Source organism: Mesorhizobium sp. M0145 (assembly GCF_040322355.1).
Taxonomy (GTDB): Bacteria; Pseudomonadota; Alphaproteobacteria; order Rhizobiales; family Rhizobiaceae; genus Mesorhizobium.
This window is the reverse complement of record NZ_JAMYTK010000005.1, coordinates 64,478-82,724: the sequence shown is the minus strand read 5'-3', so window position 1 is coordinate 82,724 and position 18,247 is coordinate 64,478. Positions and strand designations below refer to the sequence as shown.

Annotated in this window: 17 protein-coding genes; 15 read left to right on the top strand and 2 right to left on the bottom strand. The window is 63.0% G+C overall.

Annotation, left to right across the window (positions count from 1 at the left end; translation table 11 throughout):
* The first annotated feature begins 58 nt into the window (after nucleotides 1-58).
* The 10 genes from nagZ (at nucleotide 59) to NKJ28_RS10995 (ending at nucleotide 9,831) form a co-directional block, all read left to right on the top strand.
* Nucleotides 59-1,078, top strand: a complete 1,020-nt coding sequence (nagZ, locus tag NKJ28_RS11040) for a beta-N-acetylhexosaminidase (protein WP_352635499.1) — start codon at nucleotides 59-61, stop codon at nucleotides 1,076-1,078.
* 58 nt (nucleotides 1,079-1,136) lie between these two features.
* Nucleotides 1,137-1,937, top strand: coding sequence for a segregation and condensation protein A (locus tag NKJ28_RS11035; protein WP_352635677.1), 801 nt, complete (start codon nucleotides 1,137-1,139; stop codon nucleotides 1,935-1,937).
* A complete protein-coding gene (gene scpB / locus NKJ28_RS11030; protein ID WP_352467012.1) occupies nucleotides 1,934-2,713 on the top strand; it encodes an SMC-Scp complex subunit ScpB in 780 nt (259 codons plus the stop codon). The genes NKJ28_RS11035 and scpB overlap by 4 nt, the downstream gene beginning before the upstream one ends.
* A 178-nt stretch (nucleotides 2,714-2,891) precedes the next feature.
* Nucleotides 2,892-3,113, top strand: a complete 222-nt coding sequence (locus NKJ28_RS11025; RefSeq protein ID WP_352635497.1) for a twin-arginine translocase TatA/TatE family subunit — start codon at nucleotides 2,892-2,894, stop codon at nucleotides 3,111-3,113.
* Nucleotides 3,114-3,158: 45 nt separating this feature from the next.
* Complete coding sequence (gene tatB / locus NKJ28_RS11020; RefSeq protein WP_352467010.1) at nucleotides 3,159-3,845, top strand: Sec-independent protein translocase protein TatB; 687 nt, start codon at nucleotides 3,159-3,161, stop codon at nucleotides 3,843-3,845.
* Entirely contained in the window at nucleotides 3,842-4,705 is an 864-nt protein-coding gene (gene tatC, locus NKJ28_RS11015; RefSeq protein WP_023678927.1) for a twin-arginine translocase subunit TatC, read from the top strand. The genes tatB and tatC overlap by 4 nt, the downstream gene beginning before the upstream one ends.
* A gap of 294 nt (nucleotides 4,706-4,999) precedes the next feature.
* Nucleotides 5,000-6,307, top strand: a complete 1,308-nt coding sequence (gene serS, locus NKJ28_RS11010; protein ID WP_352467009.1) for a serine--tRNA ligase — start codon at nucleotides 5,000-5,002, stop codon at nucleotides 6,305-6,307.
* A 244-nt stretch (nucleotides 6,308-6,551) separates the two neighbouring features.
* On the top strand, nucleotides 6,552-7,310 hold the full coding sequence (surE, locus tag NKJ28_RS11005; RefSeq protein WP_352467008.1) for a 5'/3'-nucleotidase SurE: 759 nt from the start codon (nucleotides 6,552-6,554) through the stop codon (nucleotides 7,308-7,310).
* Nucleotides 7,307-7,972 (top strand): protein-L-isoaspartate(D-aspartate) O-methyltransferase, encoded by a 666-nt coding sequence (locus NKJ28_RS11000; protein ID WP_352500868.1) that lies wholly within the window; start codon nucleotides 7,307-7,309, stop codon nucleotides 7,970-7,972. The genes surE and NKJ28_RS11000 overlap by 4 nt, the downstream gene beginning before the upstream one ends.
* A 326-nt stretch (nucleotides 7,973-8,298) precedes the next feature.
* Nucleotides 8,299-9,831 (top strand): peptidoglycan DD-metalloendopeptidase family protein, encoded by a 1,533-nt coding sequence (locus NKJ28_RS10995; protein ID WP_023678923.1) that lies wholly within the window; start codon nucleotides 8,299-8,301, stop codon nucleotides 9,829-9,831.
* A 96-nt stretch (nucleotides 9,832-9,927) separates the two neighbouring features.
* On the opposite strand, the gene NKJ28_RS10990 is transcribed toward NKJ28_RS10995, so the two are convergent.
* The gene (locus NKJ28_RS10990; protein WP_023678922.1) at nucleotides 9,928-10,803 is read right to left on the bottom strand and encodes an ATP-binding protein; all 876 of its coding nucleotides are present in this window, start codon (nucleotides 10,801-10,803) and stop codon (nucleotides 9,928-9,930) included.
* Nucleotides 10,804-11,096: 293 nt separating this feature from the next.
* Between NKJ28_RS10990 and yajC the strand changes: the two genes are divergently transcribed.
* The 5 genes from yajC to NKJ28_RS10960 all read left to right on the top strand — a co-directional run bounded on the left by yajC (nucleotide 11,097) and on the right by NKJ28_RS10960 (nucleotide 16,590).
* The gene (gene yajC / locus NKJ28_RS10985; protein WP_352451381.1) at nucleotides 11,097-11,438 is read left to right on the top strand and encodes a preprotein translocase subunit YajC; all 342 of its coding nucleotides are present in this window, start codon (nucleotides 11,097-11,099) and stop codon (nucleotides 11,436-11,438) included.
* Between the two features lie 55 nt (nucleotides 11,439-11,493).
* The gene (locus NKJ28_RS10980) at nucleotides 11,494-12,594 is read left to right on the top strand and encodes a SecDF P1 head subdomain-containing protein (protein ID WP_352587894.1); all 1,101 of its coding nucleotides are present in this window, start codon (nucleotides 11,494-11,496) and stop codon (nucleotides 12,592-12,594) included.
* Between the two features lie 185 nt (nucleotides 12,595-12,779).
* Nucleotides 12,780-15,332, top strand: coding sequence for a protein translocase subunit SecDF (gene secDF, locus NKJ28_RS10970; RefSeq protein WP_352568850.1), 2,553 nt, complete (start codon nucleotides 12,780-12,782; stop codon nucleotides 15,330-15,332).
* A gap of 15 nt (nucleotides 15,333-15,347) precedes the next feature.
* Nucleotides 15,348-15,737, top strand: coding sequence for an Mth938-like domain-containing protein (locus NKJ28_RS10965; RefSeq protein WP_352568849.1), 390 nt, complete (start codon nucleotides 15,348-15,350; stop codon nucleotides 15,735-15,737).
* 25 nt (nucleotides 15,738-15,762) lie between these two features.
* Nucleotides 15,763-16,590: a phytoene/squalene synthase family protein gene (locus tag NKJ28_RS10960; protein ID WP_502894606.1), complete on the top strand. Its 828-nt coding sequence runs from the start codon at nucleotides 15,763-15,765 to the stop codon at nucleotides 16,588-16,590.
* Nucleotides 16,591-16,616: 26 nt separating this feature from the next.
* Here NKJ28_RS10960 and trmFO read toward each other — a convergent pair whose 3' ends face one another.
* The gene (trmFO, locus tag NKJ28_RS10955; protein WP_352635493.1) at nucleotides 16,617-18,026 is read right to left on the bottom strand and encodes a methylenetetrahydrofolate--tRNA-(uracil(54)-C(5))-methyltransferase (FADH(2)-oxidizing) TrmFO; all 1,410 of its coding nucleotides are present in this window, start codon (nucleotides 18,024-18,026) and stop codon (nucleotides 16,617-16,619) included.
* Between the last annotated feature and the right edge of the window lie 221 nt (nucleotides 18,027-18,247).

Sequence of the window (18,247 nt, the reverse complement as noted above, 5' to 3'; positions counted from 1 at the left end):
CTCTGAAGGCAATTGCGGGCGATTCCCTTTGTCGGCGCGAAGCTCTAAACTGTTCCGCATGACCGAATCAAAATCCATGATCCTCGGCTGCGCCGGGAAATCACTGACCCGCGACGAGATCCGTTTCTATCGCAACGAATGCCCGTGGGGCTTCATCCTGTTTGCGCGCAATATCGGCGAGACCGAGCAGATCCGCGATCTGGTGGCCGCCATGCGCGACTGCGTCGGGCGTGCGGATGCGCCGGTGTTCATCGACCAGGAGGGCGGCCGGGTGCAGCGCCTACGGCCGCCGCTGGCGCCGAACTATCCGGCTGCCGGTGCACTCGGCGCCTTGTGGCGCGACGACCATGACGCCGGCACCCGTGCCGCATGGCTGATGGCGCGGCTGCATGCCTTCGACCTGCTGCGCTACGGCATCACGGCGGATTGCCTGCCGGTGCTCGACGTGCCCATCGAGGGCGCCAGCGACGTCATCGGCGCGCGCGCCTATGGCAAGGAGCCGCGCGCCGTCATCGAATTGGGTCGCGCCGCGGCGGAAGGCCTGATGGCGGGCGGCGTGCTGCCGGTGATGAAGCATATTCCCGGTCATGGAAGGGCCTTCGCCGATACGCATTTCGAACTGCCGACCGTCGACGCCTCGATCGGCGACTTGCAGCGGCATGATTTTGCCCCGTTCAGGGAGCTCAACCATTTGCCGATAGCGATGACGGCGCATGTCGTCTATAGCGCGATCGACCCGAAGAACCCGGCCACGACTTCCGGCAAGGTCATCGAAAAGATCATCCGCGACGAAATCGGCTTCGACGGGCTGTTGATGAGCGACGACACCTCGATGAAGGCACTTTCTGGGGATTTCCCGTCAAAGGCGGCCGCTATCCTTGCGGCGGGCTGCGATCTGGTCCTTCACTGCAACGGCGTGTTCGAGGAGATGGCCGGCATTGCATCGCGCACGACCGGGCTTGAAGGCAAGTCGTTTGAGCGCGCGGAGCGGGCGCTGACCTATATCAGGAACCGCGACGTGGCGGACGAGACCGAGATTCGGGCCGAATTTGCCAGTTATTTCGACGCGGTGGCCTAGCATCAAAGGAAGCGAAGTGGCGGAAACATTGGACCTGAAGGCCGGCAAGGCCGCACCGATGGACCGCTTGTGGGCCGAGAACGACGATTCCCGGCTGACCGGCGATCCGGCGTTGGTCGTCGATGTGGCCGGTTTCGAAGGTCCGCTCGATCTTCTGCTGCATCTTGCCCGCAATCAGAAGGTCGACCTGTCGCGCATCTCGATCCTGGCGCTGGCCGAACAGTATCTGGCGTTCGTCGAGAAGGTGAGGGCGCTGAGGCTGGAGCTTGCCGCCGACTACCTGGTGATGGCGGCATGGCTGGCCTTCCTCAAGTCGAAGCTCCTGATCCCCAAGCAGCCCGGCGACGAAGGCGAAAGCGGCGAGGAACTGGCGGCGGTGCTGCAGTTCCGGCTGAAGCGGCTGGAGGCGATGCGCGACGCGGCGGCACGGCTGGTCAACCGCAACCGGCTCGGACGCGACGTGTTTGCACGCGGCATGCCGGAAATGGTCATCGTCGAGAAGCGCAATGCCTATTCGGCCTCGCTCTACGACCTGTTGACCGCCTATGCCCAGCAGCGCCAGAAGCAGGCAATAACCCATGTGACGATCGCCAGGCGCGGCGTGTGGTCGCTCAAGGATGCGCGCGACGTGCTGACCAGGCTGATCGGGTCGCTGCGCGACTGGACGGCGCTCGACAGTTTCCTGGTCGAATATCTGGCCGGCCCGGAAGAGCGGCGCACCGCGGTTGCCAGCTCGTTTGCGGCGACGCTGGAACTGGTGCGCGAAGGCAAGATGGAAATGCGGCAGGACCAGGTGTTCGCGCCGCTTTATCTGCGCGGCCGCGCCGCGGCCATCAAGATAGTCGAGGTGACACCATGAGCGAACGCGCCAACGCTTCGGTCATTCCGTTCAAGGTCGACGACGACGCCGAGCAAGGCGCGGTCGCCGAAAACCCGGCACAAAATCAGGGGCAGAATTTGTCGCGGAATCCTGGCGAGCGGCTGCATATGGCGGAGGCCGTACGGATGGCCGAGGCGATCGTATTCGCCAGCGCCGAGCCGGTCAGCGAAAAACAGCTCACTTCGCGACTGCCCGACGGCATCAACATTGCCGCGGCGATGGCCGACCTGCAGCAGATCTATGCGCGGCGCGGCGTCAATTTGGTGCGCGTCGGCGATGCCTGGGCGTTTCGCACCGCCGGCGACCTTGCGTTCCTGATGAGCCGTGACACGGTGCAGCAGCGCAAACTGTCCCGCGCTGCCCTCGAAGTGCTGGCGATCATCGCCTACCACCAGCCGGTAACGCGCGCCGAGATCGAGGACATCCGCGGCGTCGAGACCTCAAAGGGGACGCTCGACACGCTGATGGAGACCGAATGGGTGAGGATGCGCGGCCGGCGCCGCACGCCCGGCCGTCCCGTCACCTACGGCACGACCGACATTTTCCTCGACCATTTCGCGCTGGAGGAGATCCGCGATCTCCCCGGCATGGAGGAATTGAAAGGTGCCGGGCTGCTGTCCGGCCGCATGCCGTCGAATTTCTCGGTGCCGCTGCCGCCGGCCGACCCCGATGCGCTCACCGACGACGAGGATCCGCTGACCGACATCGACCTCGAAGAACTCGGCCTTTTGACGCCGCGCGTCACGGAAGATTGAGCCGAGCGCCATCTTAAAGCCACAGGCAGGATGGAACTGCGCCGATTGGTAGCGGGCCGCCGTGCCGAAAGTGCGTGACTTCGGCCACTCATTCATGAACTCTGTCGCAGTTCTGTTTGAATCCGAACCCGAAAGCGCATAGATCAGCGTCTGGGAAACCGTTCGAGAGAGATTTGCTATGGGTTCATTTTCGATTTGGCACTGGATGATCGTTCTGGTGATCGTGCTGCTGGTCTTCGGCCGCGGCAAGATCCCCGAGCTGATGGGCGACATGGCCAAGGGCATCAAGAGCTTCAAGAAGGGCATGGCGGACGACGACGCTGCCGAGGACAAGCGTACCGTCGAACACCGTTCCGACGAAACCGTTTCGGTACCGAAGGAAAAGGCCAGCAAAAGCTGAGCCCAAAACTTTAGTCGGCCAAAACTTGAGTCGGAACGTATAGCCATGTTCGAAGTCGGCTGGACCGAGATGCTGGTGATCGCGATCGTCATGATCGTGGTCGTCGGGCCCAAGGATTTGCCCAACATGCTGCGCACCTTCGGCCGCACAACGGCGAAGCTGCGCGCCATGGCTTCCGATTTCCAGCGGCAGTTCAACGATGCGTTGAAGGAAGCCGAGCTCGACGACGTCAAGAAGTCGGTCGATTCGCTGAGAAGCCTCAATCCGGCAGCCGAGATCAGGAAGCAGCTCAATCCCTTCGAGCAGGCCGCCGCCGACGTCCGTTCCGGCGTCGACGCAGTGATGAAACCCAAGCCGGCCGTCGATGCCGCCGCTTCGACAGAGCAGACAGCCGAGCCGCTGAAGAACGGCGCAACGACGATGCCGGGCGTCAGCCCGCCGGAGCCGACGCCGGCCACGTCGATCTTTCCGGCGATGACGGACGAGTCCGTCGTAGCGCCGGCAGTGCAGGTGCAAACGGCTGCAGCGGCCGTGCCGAAAAAAGCACCTGCGGCAAAGAAGAAGCCAGCGCCCGCGAAAGCCGCGGCCGCCGCGCCGGCCAAGCCGGCAAAGACCGCTGCGCCGAAGGCTGCCGCAAAAGCTGAGCAAAAAGCGCAGTCGTCAGCGGCGAAGAAGCCGGCGTCAGCAACGAAGAAGCCGGCCGCCAGGAAAACGGCGGGAGCCGCCAAGTGAGCGTTTCGGACAAGGAAAAGGACGAGATAGAAAAATCGTCGGCTCCGCTGATGGAGCACCTGATCGAGTTGCGCCGGCGGCTGATCTGGTCGATTGGCGGTTTTTTTGTTGCCTTCCTGGTCTGCTTCTTTTTCGCCAAGCGGCTGTTCAACCTTCTGGTCATTCCGTTCAGATGGGCGACCCAATGGGCCGGGCTCGACCCGCACAAGGTCGAGCTGATCTATACGGCGCCACAGGAGTTCTTCTTTACCCAGGTCAAGCTCGCCATGTTCGGCGGCATGGTCATCGCCTTTCCGCTGATCGCCACGCAGATCTACAAATTCATCGCGCCCGGCCTCTACAAAAACGAGCGCAACGCCTTCCTGCCGTTCCTGATCGCCTCGCCAATCCTGTTCCTGATGGGCGCATCGCTGGTCTATTTCTTCTTCACGCCGATGGTGATGTGGTTCTTCCTCGCCATGCAGCAGACCGGCACCAACGACCAGGTGCAGATTTCGCTGCTGCCGAAAGTGTCCGAATATCTCAGCCTGATCATGACGCTGATCTTCTCCTTCGGCCTGGTGTTCCAGCTGCCGGTGGTGACAAGCCTGATGACGCGGGTCGGCATGCTGTCGTCCACGGCCCTGGCCGAGAAGCGCAAATGGGCGATCGTCATCGCCTTCGTGGTGGCGGCGGTGCTGACGCCGCCCGACCCGATGAGCCAGATCGGCCTCGCCATTCCGACGATCCTGCTCTACGAGGTCTCGATCTGGTCGGCCCGGCTGATCGAACGCAGCAAGGAGCGCGACCGTGTGGCCCGCGAAAAGCAGGACGCCACCGAAGAGGTGGCCGAAAAGCCGGCGGACGCGTCTTCGACGTAGGTTCGGTTGAAGCGGGCAGCATTTTTTTGCCGGCCATGGCAACTTTGTTCTTGCTTTGTGCCGGCAGCTATGCTACTAATTTAAGTATGGTGCCAATTGGCTCCAAAAACCCGCCTCTCGAGGCGGGTTTTTGTTTCCGGGGTTCTTTCGATCGAACGTTGCGCGTGCTGCCTACCTGAGGTCGGCGCGAAGGAACTCTGCCTTGACGTCTTGTATCGATGCGGTTTACGCCCTCTGGTCTTTGTTTTGGGCATTTCCTTGCCCCGAAACCGCCGTGCCGAGGACGAACAGACCATGCTTGACATCAAATGGATTCGCGACAACCCAAAGGCCCTTGTCGAAGCGCTGAAGAAGCGCTCGTGGTCGGCTGAGGATGCGCAGTCCACGGTCGACGACCTGATCGCCGCGGATGAGGCGCGGCGCGAGCATCTGACCGAGCTGCAGACCAGGCAGGAACGCCGCAACGCCGCATCGAAGGAGATCGGCAATGCCATGCGCTCGGGCGATGCAGCTCTTGCCGAAAGGCTGAAGGCCGAGGTCGGCGAGATCAAGGCCTTCATCCAGAATGGCGAGGCGCGCGAGCGCGAGCTCGACAAGGCGCTGAACGATGCGTTGGCAGTGCTGCCAAACGTGCCGTTCGACGACGTGCCGGTCGGCAAGGACGAGCACGACAACGTCGTCAAGCGCGTCGTCGGCGAGGTGCCGACGCGGCCGAACTGGGTGAAGGAGCATTTCGAGATCGGCGAAGCGCTCGGCATGATGGATTTCGAGCGGGCAGCACGGCTTTCCGGCTCGCGCTTCACCGTGCTCAAAAGCGGCCTGGCGCGGATGGAACGCGCGCTCGGCCAGTTCATGCTGGACCTGCACACCACCGAGCACGGCTATGTAGAGATCCAGCCGCCGTTGATGGTGCGCGACGAGGTGCTTTTCGGGACCGGGCAACTGCCGAAATTCGAGGAGGATTTATTCTTCGTTCGGCACGGGGACGGCAGGCTTGGCCTAATCCCAACCGCCGAAGTGCCGCTCACCAATCTCGTTCGCGACGAGATCACGCCGCACGAAAAACTGCCGCTGCGCTATACGGCGCTGACGCCGTGCTTCCGCTCCGAGGCGGGCTCGGCCGGGCGCGACACGCGCGGCATGCTGCGCCAGCACCAGTTCTACAAGGTCGAGCTGGTGTCGATCACCGACCAGGAGACTTCGGTTGCCGAGCATGAGCGCATGATCGAATGCGCCGAGGAGGTGCTGAAGCGGCTCGGCCTGCCGTTCCGCACCGTGACGCTGTGCACCGGCGACATGGGCTTTGGCGCGCGCAAGACCTACGACATCGAGGTCTGGCTGTCCGGCCAGAATGCCTATCGCGAGATATCGTCGTGCTCGGTATGCGGCGATTTCCAGGCGCGGCGCATGGACGCCCGCTACAAGGACAAAGACGGCAAGGGCAACCGCTTCGTCCACACGCTGAACGGTTCCGGCACCGCCGTCGGCCGCGCTCTCATTGCCGTCATCGAAAATTACCAGAACGAGGACGGCAGCGTAACCATTCCTGAAGCGCTTCGGCCTTACATGGGCGGTCTCGCAAAGATCGAATCATCGAAGTGACAAGCTTGTCGGCCCCGCGTTCCTTCGCGCCCCCCTCTGTCCTGCCGGACATCTCCCCCTCAAGGGGGGAGATTGCGCCGTCATCACAGCTTTCGCCAACTGTTGGCGTAGCAAGGAAGGCGGCGGCTACGGAATTGCCGATCTCCCCCCTTGAGGGGGAGATGTCAAGCGGTGGAAAAGAGGGCAGGACAGAGGGGGGTATCGTAGAGCGCTGCCGTCAATCCAATTCTGCAAAGGCGGTCTCATGCGCATCCTTCTGACCAACGACGACGGCATCCATGCCGAGGGCCTTGCATCACTCGAACGCATCGCGCGCACGCTGTCGGACGACGTCTGGGTGGTGGCACCGGAACAGGATCAGTCCGGCTATGCGCATTCGCTGTCGATCTCGGAGCCGCTGCGGCTCAGGAAAATCGGCGAAAAGCACTTTGCGGTGCGCGGAACGCCGACCGACTGTGTCATCATGGGCGTGAAGAAGATCCTGCCCGAAGCGCCTGACCTGATCCTGTCCGGCGTCAATTCCGGCGCCAACATCGCCGACGACGTCACCTATTCGGGCACGGTCGCCGGCGCCATGGAAGGCGCGCTGCTCGGCGTGCGATCGATCGCCATCAGCCAGGCCTATTCCTATGTCGGCGAGGACCGCGTCGTTCCCTACGAGACGACCGAAGCGCTGGCGCCGGCCCTGCTCGAAAAGCTCGTCGCCATGCCGTTGCCGGACGGCGTGCTGCTCAACGTCAATTTTCCGAACTGTGCGCCGGAAGAGATCGCCGGAACTGTAGTCACTTCGCAGGGCAAGCTGGTCCACAGCCTGTGGGTCGACGAGCGGCGCGACGGGCGCGGCCTGCCTTACTACTGGCTGCGCTTCGGCCGCGAGCCGGTCGAGGGCAAGCAAGGCACCGACCTCCATGCCTTGCGCAATCGGCTGGTGTCGGTGACGCCGCTGCAGCTCGATCTCACCGCGCATGAAATCCGCGATCAACTGGCCAAGGCGCTCGCATGAACTTGAACCACGCTGCAACGGTCGACGAGCGCGAAGGTTTCGCTGCCTTCCTGCTTCGTCTGCGCGGCAGGGGGACGGTGCCGAAGGCGCTGATCGCCGCCTTCGAGGCGACGCCGCGGCGCGGCTTTCTGTCTCCGCATTTCCACTCGATAGCCTGGTCGGACCGTATGCTGCCGATCGAATGCGGCGAGGCCATCGAAGGCGCCGACCTGCAGGCGGCGGTGATCGCGGCACTTGCCATCGAGCCGGGCAACCGGGTGCTCGAGATCGGCACCGGGTCCGGCTACACGGCGGCGGTGATGTCGCGGCTTGCCGCGCGGATCGTCACCATCGACCGTTACAAGACGCTGGCCGAACAGGCCCGGCAGCGGCTCGAGGCGCTCGCCATCGGCAATGTCATCGTGCGCCAGGCGGACGGTTCCAACGGGCTGGCCAACGAAGCGCCGTTCGACCGCATCGTCGCCTGGGCGGCCTTCGACAGCCTGCCGCGCTTTCTCCTCGACCAATTGTCGAGCGGCGGCATCGTCATCGCGCCGATCGGACCCGACGAAGGCGAGCAGGTGCTGGCCAAGCTGACCAAGGTCGGCAGCCGCTTCGAACGCGAGGATATCGGCCTGGTGCGCCTGCAGCCGATCCTGCACGGTGTCGCCGCGGTGATCTAGGCTGTGTCGATATTCAGGTTAGGCCGGCCTGCAAATGGCGGCTTCCTCCACTTCCGGCCTTCGCCGGCCGAAGCATTCATAAGAGGTCGCGGCAGTTAAGGCTATGGCCGGCGTAGGCCGGTGCTCACGTACCCAAAAGTACGCTCCGCTCCGGTTCTCGGAACCCACCATTTTCGGCTCGGCCTGACCTGAATCTCGACACACCCGGCGCTCGATCCTCGAATATTTTAAGAAAATTTGCGTCTGATTCTACAAGTTTAACCGACCGGTAACATTAACGCGCTTTAATCACACTCAGTTGTACCGGGTCTGTGCGGGTTAGTGCGATGCAATTCAGTGTTTTGAAGGCAAACGGACGCAATCTGGCGCGTGGCTGCGCCGTCCTCATGATCGCAGGCGCTGCGACGGGGTGTAGTTCCCAGGTGGCGCGGTTCAACAGCGTCGATGACGTGTTCACCGCCTCGACCAACAACCAGCGCGCCATCATCGACAAGCAGGATGCTGCCCAGCCCTATCCGGGCGATGTTGCGGCCGCGCCGATCGACGGCAGCCACACCCAGTCGGTCAGCCGCTCAAGCCTCGAACCGGTTACGGGACAGCAGTTGCCACCGCCGGCTCCCGCCCTGGCACCCGCAGCCCGTCCGGTGCGTACCGCTGCCGCGCCGACCCTGGCGCCTGCCGCTCCTCGTGTCGACAGGACGGCAACCGGCACCGTCGCTCCGGCGGCAAGGCCGTTCAAGAACGCCGAGCCCGACGCGCCGCGCATGGCGACGGCCGCCGGCGCACCGCATGCAACCGAGATCGTCGTCAAGGACGGCGAGACCATTTCCGGCCTGTCACGGCGCTACGGCGTGCCGGCCGATGCCATCATGAAAGTAAACGGGCTGAGCGCGACCAAGGGGCTGAAGACCGGCCAGAAGCTCGTCATCCCGGCCTATGCGTATTCGAGCAACGGCGCCACGCCGAAAGTCGCCGACGCCAAGCCCGCGAACGGCACCAGGCACGACCAGCCGGCCGACGCGCCGGAGAAGGTGGCCGTGCTGCCGCAGCAGCCGAAGCTCAGGGAAGGCAAGTCTGCCGCGCAGGTGGACGCCTCGGCTGCCGCAAGCCAGCCGAAGGATGGAAAGACCGCGCCCAAAGTGGCTTCGGCGACGGCCAAGCCAGCCGGTGCTGGCGGCACCTACACGGTTCAGCAAGGCGATACGCTGTCGGCCATCGCCAGAAAGACCGGCGTCGGCGTCGTCGCGTTGAAGCAGGCGAACGGCATGCAGGATGGACTGCTCAAGATCGGCCAGACCCTGAAAGTGCCGGCAGGCGGAACCGCTGTCGTCGCCAGTGCGAAGCCGGCAAAGGTCGATCCGGTGACGACGGCCACCACCCAGCCGCCTGCCAAGGCCACGCCGACGCAGACGCTCGCCTCCTACACGCCGCCAAAGAAGGACGCGAAAGTCATCCAGCAGGCCGAGGACGACGATGCGGTGGCGCCGGACGCAACGGGCATCGGCAAGATGCGCTGGCCGGTGCGCGGCCGCGTGATCTCAAGCTTCGGCGGCGGCAAGGACGGCGTCGACATTGCCGTGCCCGAGGGGACGCCGGTCAAGGCAGCTGAAAACGGCGTCGTCATCTATGCCGGTGACGGCCTCAAGGAATTCGGCAACACGGTGCTGGTGCGGCACGAAAACGGTCTGGTCACTGTCTACGGCCACGCCAGCTCGATCGAGGTGCAGCGCGGCCAAAAGGTCAAGCGCGGCCAGGAAATCGCCCTGTCCGGCATGAGCGGCACCACCGACTCGCCGAAACTGCATTTCGAAGTGCGCAAGAACTCGGCGCCGGTCGATCCTTCGACCTATCTCGAATAGAAGACGAAAGCGATTTGCGGGCCACTTGACCTTCAGCCCGCCGAGGAAGTCCGCTCCGCAAGGTGCGGGCTTCTTCTGCTGTTAGTCCTTGAGCGGCTAATCCTTCAGCGATTTGCCGAGCCGGCCTGCCAGATCCTGGGTGAACTGCCAGGCGACGCGGCCCGAACGGCTGCCGCGCGTCGTCGCCCATTCCAGCGCCTCGGCGCGCAGCGTCTCGGGATCGATGGCGAGATCGTGATGGCGGACATAGCCTTCGATCATGTCGAGATATTCGTCCTGCGAACATTTGTGGAAGCCAAGCCACAGGCCGAAACGGTCCGACAGCGAAACCTTTTCCTCGACCGCTTCGGACGGATTGATCGCCGTCGAGCGCTCATTGTCGATCATGTCGCGCGGCAACAGATGCCGCCGGTTCGAGGTGGCGTAGAAGATGACGTTGGCCGGGCGGCCCTCGACGCCGCCTTCAAGCGCTGCCTTCAGCGATTTATAGGACGTGTCGTCATGGTCGAATGACAGGTCGTCGCAAAACAGGATGAAGCGGAAGGGTGCCGCCTTCAGCAGTCCCATCAGCTTCGGCAGCGTGTCGATGTCTTCGCGATGGATCTCGATAAGCTTGAGCGGCAGGTCGAGCTTGGCCGAAGCGTTGACCGCGGCGTGCACCGCCTTGACCAGCGACGATTTGCCCATGCCGCGCGCGCCCCACAACAGCACGTTGTTGGCGGCGTAGCCGGAGGCGAAGCGCTCGGTGTTGTCGACCAATATGTCGCGGACGCGGTCGACGCCGCGGATCAGGCCGATGTCGACGCGGTTGACCTTGCGCACCGGTTCCAGATAGCCGGGATCGGCCTGCCAGACGAAGCAATCGGCCTCGCCGAGGTTGGTTTGCGGCACCGGCGGCGGGGCGAGGCGGGCGACCGCCTCGATCAGGCGGTCGAGCTTCTGGCTCAGGATATCGATGGTACTGTCGGTCATCTCTTGTCTTTTTTGTTTCGCTTTCAGGATGGTGCGGCAGGCCAACCTACCTGATTTCAGCGGTTTCGAAACTCGTCCCAAGCATTTGTTCGGGCATGATCTTTTGCGGAAACCGAGCGTCGCTTTTGGGGATCACCCTCTAACACGGCTCACCAGGCTGGAAAAGCAGCCGATTTGCCCGGCCGCGCAGTTGCATTGGCAACGTTACCGACTATATTCCGGCCAAATTTGGCGGGGCCGTCAAATTCCCAGAACGGTTAAGGCGGCTGTTTTTAAAATTCAGGAGTACCTCGATGTTCGTGACACCGGCATACGCCCAAGGCATCGGCGGGGACTCGTCCGCAATGTTTATCCAGATCGTGCCGTTTGCTCTGATTTTCGTGATCATGTATTTTCTGATCATCCGGCCGCAGCGCACGCAGCTGAAGAAGCGCGGCGAGATGCTGGCGGCGGTTCGCCGCGGCGACACCGTTGTCACCGGTGGCGGCTTGGTCGGCAAGGTAACCAAGGTGATCGACGATAACGAGCTCGAGATCGACCTTGGCGGCGGCACCAAGGTGACGGCGCTGCGCTCGACGATCGCCGACGTGCGCGTCAAGGGCGAGCCGGTGGCGAACCAGAACGCCAAGAAATAAAGCTCAGGAGATAACCGGGTCTTCGGGCGGCACGATCCGCAACGGGCAACGCCATATGTGGTTTTCGCGCCTTACCAAGATTCTTATCTGGCTGGCTGTTGCCGGCATGGTGGTCTTGGGCGTGATGCTTGGCGCGCGCGCTATGAAGCCGGACGGTACGCTCGTCGACCTTCTTGCCTGGCTGCCGAAGCGGCAGGCGAGTTTCGACCGGCAAGGTGGTTGGCAGATTCTGCTTGAGGTGGATAAGGAGGATCTGATCAAGAACCGGCTGGAGACGGTGCGCAATGACGTTCGCTCGCTGCTGCGCGATGCCAGGATCGGCTATACGGGCCTTGCTGGATGGGGTCGCGAGGTCAAGGTCCGCATTTCGGATCCGGCTCAGATCGATGCCGCCAAAACAGCCCTGAAAATATTCACCGATCCGGTTGCCGGGACGAACCCAGTCGAGGAGATCGCGCTTGATGAGCCGGAACCCGGATTGCTCAGCCTCACAATAACGGATGCTGGCGTCAGGCTTCGGACATTGATGGCGCTGGTGCCGTCGATGGAAGTCGTCAAACTCCGGGTTAGCGAGAGTGGCGCTTTCGAACCGATCGTGCAGCAGCAAGGCGATGACCAAATACTGGTTCGGGTGCCCGGCTTGCGGACCCCAGTCCGGTTCAAGGACATTCTCGGACGGACTGGCAAGTTGACATTTCAAATGGTCGATACGTCGTGGCCTGTGCAGGATGCGCTCAACAACCGGGCGCCGCGAGGCTCTTCGGTGCTCTATTCGCAGGACGATCCGCCGATTCCCTATCTGGTCGAAGATCGTGTGATTGTTTCCGGTGACAACATCGTCGATGCCCGGGCGACCTACAATTCGGCCATGAATGAGCCGGTTGTATCGTTCAATTTCGATTCCAAGGGTACAACGCGTTTTGCTCAAGCGACCTCACAGAATGTCGGCAAGCAGTTTGCAATGATCCTCGACAGTCAGGTGCTTTCGGCGCCAGTTATCCGCGAGCCGATCCTTGGCGGCTCCGGCCAGATATCAGGCAACTTCACCAATGAGAGCGCCAAAGAACTTGCCCTGCTTTTGCGTTCTGGTCCGTTGCCGGCAAGACTGAAAATAGTTGAAGAACGCACTATAGCGCCTGGCGGCGGGCAGAATTAGAATAGGGCAGGAGATCAGCCAATTACGTCGGAACCGATCCCGGCGGCGGCGCCAAATTGACTGCACCGCGCTCGACAATTGACGATGTGCAGGTTAAGGGCGAGCCGGTGGCGAACCAGAACGCCAAGAAATAACCGAATTGTCGGCGGAACGATCCGCCAGTACGCCCTGACGGACGACGCCATATGCTTTATTTTTCGCGCTTCAAGATGATCCTGATCTGGCTGGCCGTGGCCGCCACAGTGGTCCTCGCTGCGCCCAACCTTTTTTCCGCCAGCACGCTGGCCAAGTTGCCCGACTGGGTGCCGAAGCGGCAGATGACGCTCGGCCTCGACCTGCAGGGCGGCTCGCACATCCTGCTCAGGATGGATCCGAACGATCTGATCAAGGACCAGCTGGAGACGACGCGCGACGAAATTCGAACGCTGCTGCGCAATGCCAAGGTCGGCTATACCGGCCTTTCCGGATCGGGCCGCAGCGTTCAGGTCCGCATCACCGATGCCAATCAGGTCGATGCCGCCAAGAATGCGTTGAAGACATTAACCGATCCGGTGCAAGCTGGCCTGTTCAGCGGCGGCTCCATCCGGGAGATGACGCTGGATGAATCCCAGCCCGGCCTGCTGAAGTTCACCGTCACCGATGCCGGCATCAAATACCGCACCTCGGCGGCGCTGACGCAGTCGATCGAGGTCGTCGGTCGCCGCGTCAACGAGCTCGGCACCACCGAGCCGATCGTGCAAAGGCAGGGCGACGATCGCGTTCTGGTCCAGGTGCCGGGCCTGCAGGATCCGCAGCGGCTGAAGGAGATCCTCGGCCAGACCGCCAAGCTGACCTTCCAGATGGTCGACCAGTCGATGCCGGTGCAGGATGCGCTCAAGGGCCGCCCGCCGGCGGGGTCCTCGGTGCTCTATTCGCAGGACGATCCGCCCGTTCCCTATCTGATCGAGAACCGCGTCATCGTCTCGGGTGAAGACCTCGACAAAGCGAGTGCGACCTATAACTCCCAGACCAACGAGCCGGTGGTTTCGTTCACCTTCAATTCCAGGGGAGCGACGCGGTTCGGCCAGGCGACATCGCAGAATGTCGGCAAGCTGTTCGCCATCATCCTCGACAATCAGGTGATTTCGGCGCCGCAGATCCGCGAACCGATCCTTGGCGGCAGCGGCCAAATCTCGGGCAATTTTACTGCCGAGAGCGCCAACGACCTCGCCGTGCTGCTGCGTGCCGGCGCTTTGCCGGCGACGCTGACTGTGATCGAGGAGCGCACCGTGGGGCCTGGTCTCGGCCAGGATTCCATCCATGCCGGCAAGGTCGCGGGTATCATCGGGTCAATCCTGGTGGTGGCGTTCATGTTCGTCGCCTACGGTTTCCTCGGCTTCCTCGCCAATATCGCGCTGGCGGTGCATGTTGCGATGATCGTCGGGCTGCTGTCGCTGCTTGGAGCGACGCTGACCCTACCTGGTATCGCCGGTATCGTGCTGACCATCGGCATGGCGGTCGATTCGAACGTCCTCATCTATGAACGCATCCGCGAGGAGCGACGTGCCGGCCGCTCGGTCATTCAGGCGATCGATACCGGTTTCAGCAAGGCGCTGGCGACCATCGTCGATTCCAACGTGACCTCGCTGATCGCAACCGTGGTGCTGTTCTGGCTCGGAACCGGGCCGGTGAAGGGCTTTGCCGTCACCTATGCCATCGGCATCCTGACCACGGTCTTCACCGCCTTCACCTTCACCCGCCTGCTGGTGTCGATCTGGCTTCGCCGGGCCCGTCCGAAGGAGTTGCCGCGCGCGCCGGTGACCTTCATTCCGCCGGGAACGAAAATTCCGTTCATGGGCATCCGCCGCTGGACGTTCACACTGTCCAGCGTGCTTTCGGTGCTGTCGGTCATCGGCTTCATGACCATCGACATCAATTACGGCATCGATTTCAAGGGCGGCTCACTGATCGAGGTGCAGGCCAAGACCGGCAATGCCGATCTGGCCGACATCCGCGGCAGGCTGACGGAACTTAATATCGGCGAGGTGCAGGTTCAGCAGTTCGGCGAACCGAACGACGTGCTGATCCGCGTCGGCACGCAGGAGGGCGGCGAGAACGCCGAACAGACCGTCATCGACAAAGTGCGCGGCGAGCTGCAGGACCAGTATGATTTCCGCCGCGTCGAAGTGGTCGGGCCGACGGTCTCGGGCGAGCTTGCCAAGCAAGGCACCATTGCCATGCTGGTCGCGCTGCTCGGCATCCTGATCTATGTCTGGTTCCGCTTCGAATGGCAGTTCGCGGTCGGCGCCATCGTTGCGACCGTTCACGACGTGGTCATGACGATCGGCTTCTTCGTCATCACCGGCCTCGAATTCAACCAGTCGTCGCTGGCGGCGATCCTCACTATCATCGGTTATTCGCTCAACGATACGATCGTCGTCTATGACCGTGTTCGCGAGGATCTGCGAAAATACAAGCGAATGCCGCTGCCGCAATTGCTGAACAACGCCATCAACGAGACGCTGTCGAGGACGACGCTGACCTCGGTGACGACGATCCTGGCGCTGCTGGCGCTGGTGCTGTTCGGCGGCGAGGTGATCCGCTCGTTCACCATGGCCATGCTGTTCGGCGTCGTGTTCGGCACCTATTCGTCGATCTTTATCGCCGCGCCACTGCTTATCCTGTTCAAGCTGCGGCCGCAGGCCACAGCGTCCGATGAGGAAAAGCCGGTGGGCGGCGGCAAAGCCATAGCCACCTGACGGCTTGCCTCAAAAGTGGCCAAGGGCATCGTCATCCGCGAGGCGCATTTCCCCGGCCGCGCACCGATCGAGGCTTACGGCAATGGCGGTTTCCGCTTTGCCGACATGTCGCATCGCGGCTCGCTGCTGTGCCTGCCTTCTGGCATCTATGGCTGGGAGCCGGCCGATCCGTTGGCGCTGACGGCAGCGGATTTCACCAAGCTGTTCAACGAGGCCGCCAAGGTCGAGATCCTGCTGGTCGGCAGCGGCAAGGATCTGAGGCCGTTGCCGACCGCGCTGCGTGCCGCGCTGAAGGACGCCGGCATTTCCGCCGATCCGATGTCGACCGGGGCGGCGGTGCGGACCTATAATGTGCTGCTGGCTGAAGACCGCGCCGTGGCGGCAGCACTCCTCGCCGTCGACTGACGTGGCCGAAAACACCAAAGTCGTCATGGAGACGGTGCGCGCCGCCGATCATGACCGCTATCTGACCGCGCTCTACGCGCCCGAAGACAAGCGGGACGCGCTGTTTTCGCTCTATGCCTTCAACGCCGAAATTGCCGGCATACGCGATCGCATCCGCGAAGCGCTGCCGGGCGAGGTCCGGCTGCAATGGTGGCGCGATGTCATCGCCGCCGAAGAGGATGAGGCAGAGATTGGCCATCCCGTGGCGGACGCGCTGAAGGCGACGATTTCCACTCACCGCCTGCCCAAGGCGGCTTTCGACAATATGCTCGAAGCGCGCGTCTTCGATCTCTATGACGACCCGATGCCGTCGCGCACCGATCTCGAAGGCTATTGCGGCGAGACTGCCGCCGCGCTCATCCAGCTTGCGGCGATCGTGCTCGATCCGGCCGAAGCACCGCGCTTTGCCGAACTTGCCGGCAGGGCAGGTTGTGCGCAGGCGATGACCGGTCTGCTGCTTCTGCTGCCGCTGCATCGCAAGCGGGGACAGTGCTTTGTCCCGGCCGACATTTTGGCAGCGGCGGGATCCTCGCCGCAAGAATTCGTTACAGGCGACGGCGGGCCGGGCGCGGAACGCGCCGTTGCCGCGATGATCGCGCTGGCACGCGAGCATCTTTCCGCTTTCGAGCAGGGGGCGTCCACCCTGCCGGTTTCACTGCGTCCGGCCTTTCTGCCGCTGGCTCTGACGGGCGCGTATCTCGGCAAGATGGAGGGCTCCCGCCACTCACCGCTTGATGGCGCGGTGCGGCTTTCGGCCTTGCGCCGGCATTTGCTCTTGTTCCGGCGCGCGACGCGGGGCTGGCCGGTCGCATAGAGGCTGCCGCGTAGCCAACCTGATCGTTATTCCGCAGCTTCCGCCCGAAAAGGCAGCCCCAGCCATTCGCGGCAGTCGGCGAGCGCGCGCGATGTCACCGCATGCCGCTTGGCGACCGTCTTGTCCTTGCCGCGCAGCCGCTTGCCCTCGATCTTTGGCGCGTCCACGGGCGGGAACAGACCGAAATTGACGTTCATCGGCTGGAAGGAGCGCTTTCCCGGCTCGTCGTCGGAGACAATATGGCCACCAGTGATGTGGTTGAGCAGCGCGCCGAAAGCGGTGGTCAAGGGCGGCAGCGACGGCGCATGGCCAAGCCTTTCGGCGGCCGCGAAACGTCCGGCAAGCAGGCCGATGGCGGCGCTCTCGACATAGCCCTCGCAGCCGGTGATCTGGCCGGCAAAACGCAAGCCGGGCCGCGATTTCAACTGCAGCGACGCATCGAGCAGCGTCGGCGAATTGATATAGGTGTTGCGGTGCAGGCCGCCTAGGCGCGCGAACTCGGCGTTTTCCAGCCCGGGAATGGTGCGGAATACGCGCACCTGCTCGGCATGCTTCAGCTTGGTCTGGAAGCCGACCATGTTGTAAAGCGTGCCCAGTGCGTTGTCCTGGCGAAGCTGGACGACGGCATAGGCCTTTACAGACGGATTGTGTGCATTGGTCAGCCCCATCGGCTTCATCGGCCCGTAGCGCAATGTCTCGACGCCGCGCTCGGCCATCACCTCGATCGGCAGGCAGCCGTCGAAATAGGGCGTGCCTTCCCACTGCTTGAATTCGGTTTTCTGGCCGTTGACCAGCGCCTGGATGAAGGCAAGGTACTGCTCCTTGTCCATCGGGCAGTTGATGTAGTCCTTGCCGGTGCCGCCGGGACCGACCTTGTCGTAGCGCGACTGGAACCAGCAGATATCCATGTCGATCGTGTCGAAATGGACGATCGGGGCGATGGCATCGAAAAAGGCGAGCGCGTCGGCGCCGGTTGCGTCCGCAATCGACTGGGCGAGCGACGGCGCCGTCAGCGGGCCGGTGGCAACGATCGCCTGGTCCCAGTCCGCCGGCGGCAGGCCCGGCAATTCCTCACGCTGGATGGTGATGAGCGGGTGGGCTTCGAGCTTTCTGGTCACCGCTTCGGAAAATCCGTCGCGGTCGACGGCCAGCGCACCGCCGGCCGGCACCTGATGCGCGTCGCCGGCGCTCATGATCAGCGAACCGGCCAGCCGCATTTCGGCGTGCAGCAGGCCGACGGCATTGGTTTGCGCATCGTCGGAGCGGAAGGAATTGGAACAGACGAGCTCGGCCAGCCCGTCGGTCTTGTGCGCATCGGTGCCGCGGACGGGACGCATTTCATGAAGGACAACGGGAACGCCGGCTTCGGCCGCCTGCCAGGCGGCTTCCGAGCCGGCAAGTCCGCCGCCGATAACGTGAATGGGGTTCTTGTCCATGAGCGCCGAAATAGTCGCTTGGCGCGAGGATTGCAATTGCCAGGGATCGCACCGCAAGTGGGCTGCCTAGGAAAGACCGCCCAAAACAACAACACCCGCCGAGGGAGGAGATCCGGCGGGTGTCGTTTTGTTGGTCGATCCTCGGGAGGAGGTGAAGATCGACCGTATTCGTCATTGCCGGGGAGGAGGTCGGCTTTAACGAAATTCTTTTCGCCATTTGA

What these genes read in the sequence shown, in the direction of transcription:
- secDF (WP_352568850.1), top strand. Translation starts at nt 12,780, where the DNA reads ATGCTTTATTTTTCGCGCTTCAAGATGATCCTGATCTGGCTGGCCGTG.
- scpB (WP_352467012.1), top strand. Translation starts at nt 1,934, where the DNA reads ATGAGCGAACGCGCCAACGCTTCGGTCATTCCGTTCAAGGTCGACGAC.
- yajC (WP_352451381.1), top strand. Translation starts at nt 11,097, where the DNA reads ATGTTCGTGACACCGGCATACGCCCAAGGCATCGGCGGGGACTCGTCC.
- serS (WP_352467009.1), top strand. Translation starts at nt 5,000, where the DNA reads ATGCTTGACATCAAATGGATTCGCGACAACCCAAAGGCCCTTGTCGAA.
- tatB (WP_352467010.1), top strand. Translation starts at nt 3,159, where the DNA reads ATGTTCGAAGTCGGCTGGACCGAGATGCTGGTGATCGCGATCGTCATG.
- NKJ28_RS10995 (WP_023678923.1), top strand. Translation starts at nt 8,299, where the DNA reads ATGCAATTCAGTGTTTTGAAGGCAAACGGACGCAATCTGGCGCGTGGC.
- nagZ (WP_352635499.1), top strand. Translation starts at nt 59, where the DNA reads ATGACCGAATCAAAATCCATGATCCTCGGCTGCGCCGGGAAATCACTG.
- NKJ28_RS10980 (WP_352587894.1), top strand. Translation starts at nt 11,494, where the DNA reads ATGTGGTTTTCGCGCCTTACCAAGATTCTTATCTGGCTGGCTGTTGCC.
- trmFO (WP_352635493.1), bottom strand. Translation starts at nt 18,026, where the DNA reads ATGGACAAGAACCCCATTCACGTTATCGGCGGCGGACTTGCCGGCTCG.
- surE (WP_352467008.1), top strand. Translation starts at nt 6,552, where the DNA reads ATGCGCATCCTTCTGACCAACGACGACGGCATCCATGCCGAGGGCCTT.
- NKJ28_RS10990 (WP_023678922.1), bottom strand. Translation starts at nt 10,803, where the DNA reads ATGACCGACAGTACCATCGATATCCTGAGCCAGAAGCTCGACCGCCTG.
- NKJ28_RS11025 (WP_352635497.1), top strand. Translation starts at nt 2,892, where the DNA reads ATGGGTTCATTTTCGATTTGGCACTGGATGATCGTTCTGGTGATCGTG.
- NKJ28_RS10960 (WP_502894606.1), top strand. Translation starts at nt 15,763, where the DNA reads ATGGAGACGGTGCGCGCCGCCGATCATGACCGCTATCTGACCGCGCTC.
- NKJ28_RS11000 (WP_352500868.1), top strand. Translation starts at nt 7,307, where the DNA reads ATGAACTTGAACCACGCTGCAACGGTCGACGAGCGCGAAGGTTTCGCT.
- NKJ28_RS11035 (WP_352635677.1), top strand. Translation starts at nt 1,137, where the DNA reads ATGGACCGCTTGTGGGCCGAGAACGACGATTCCCGGCTGACCGGCGAT.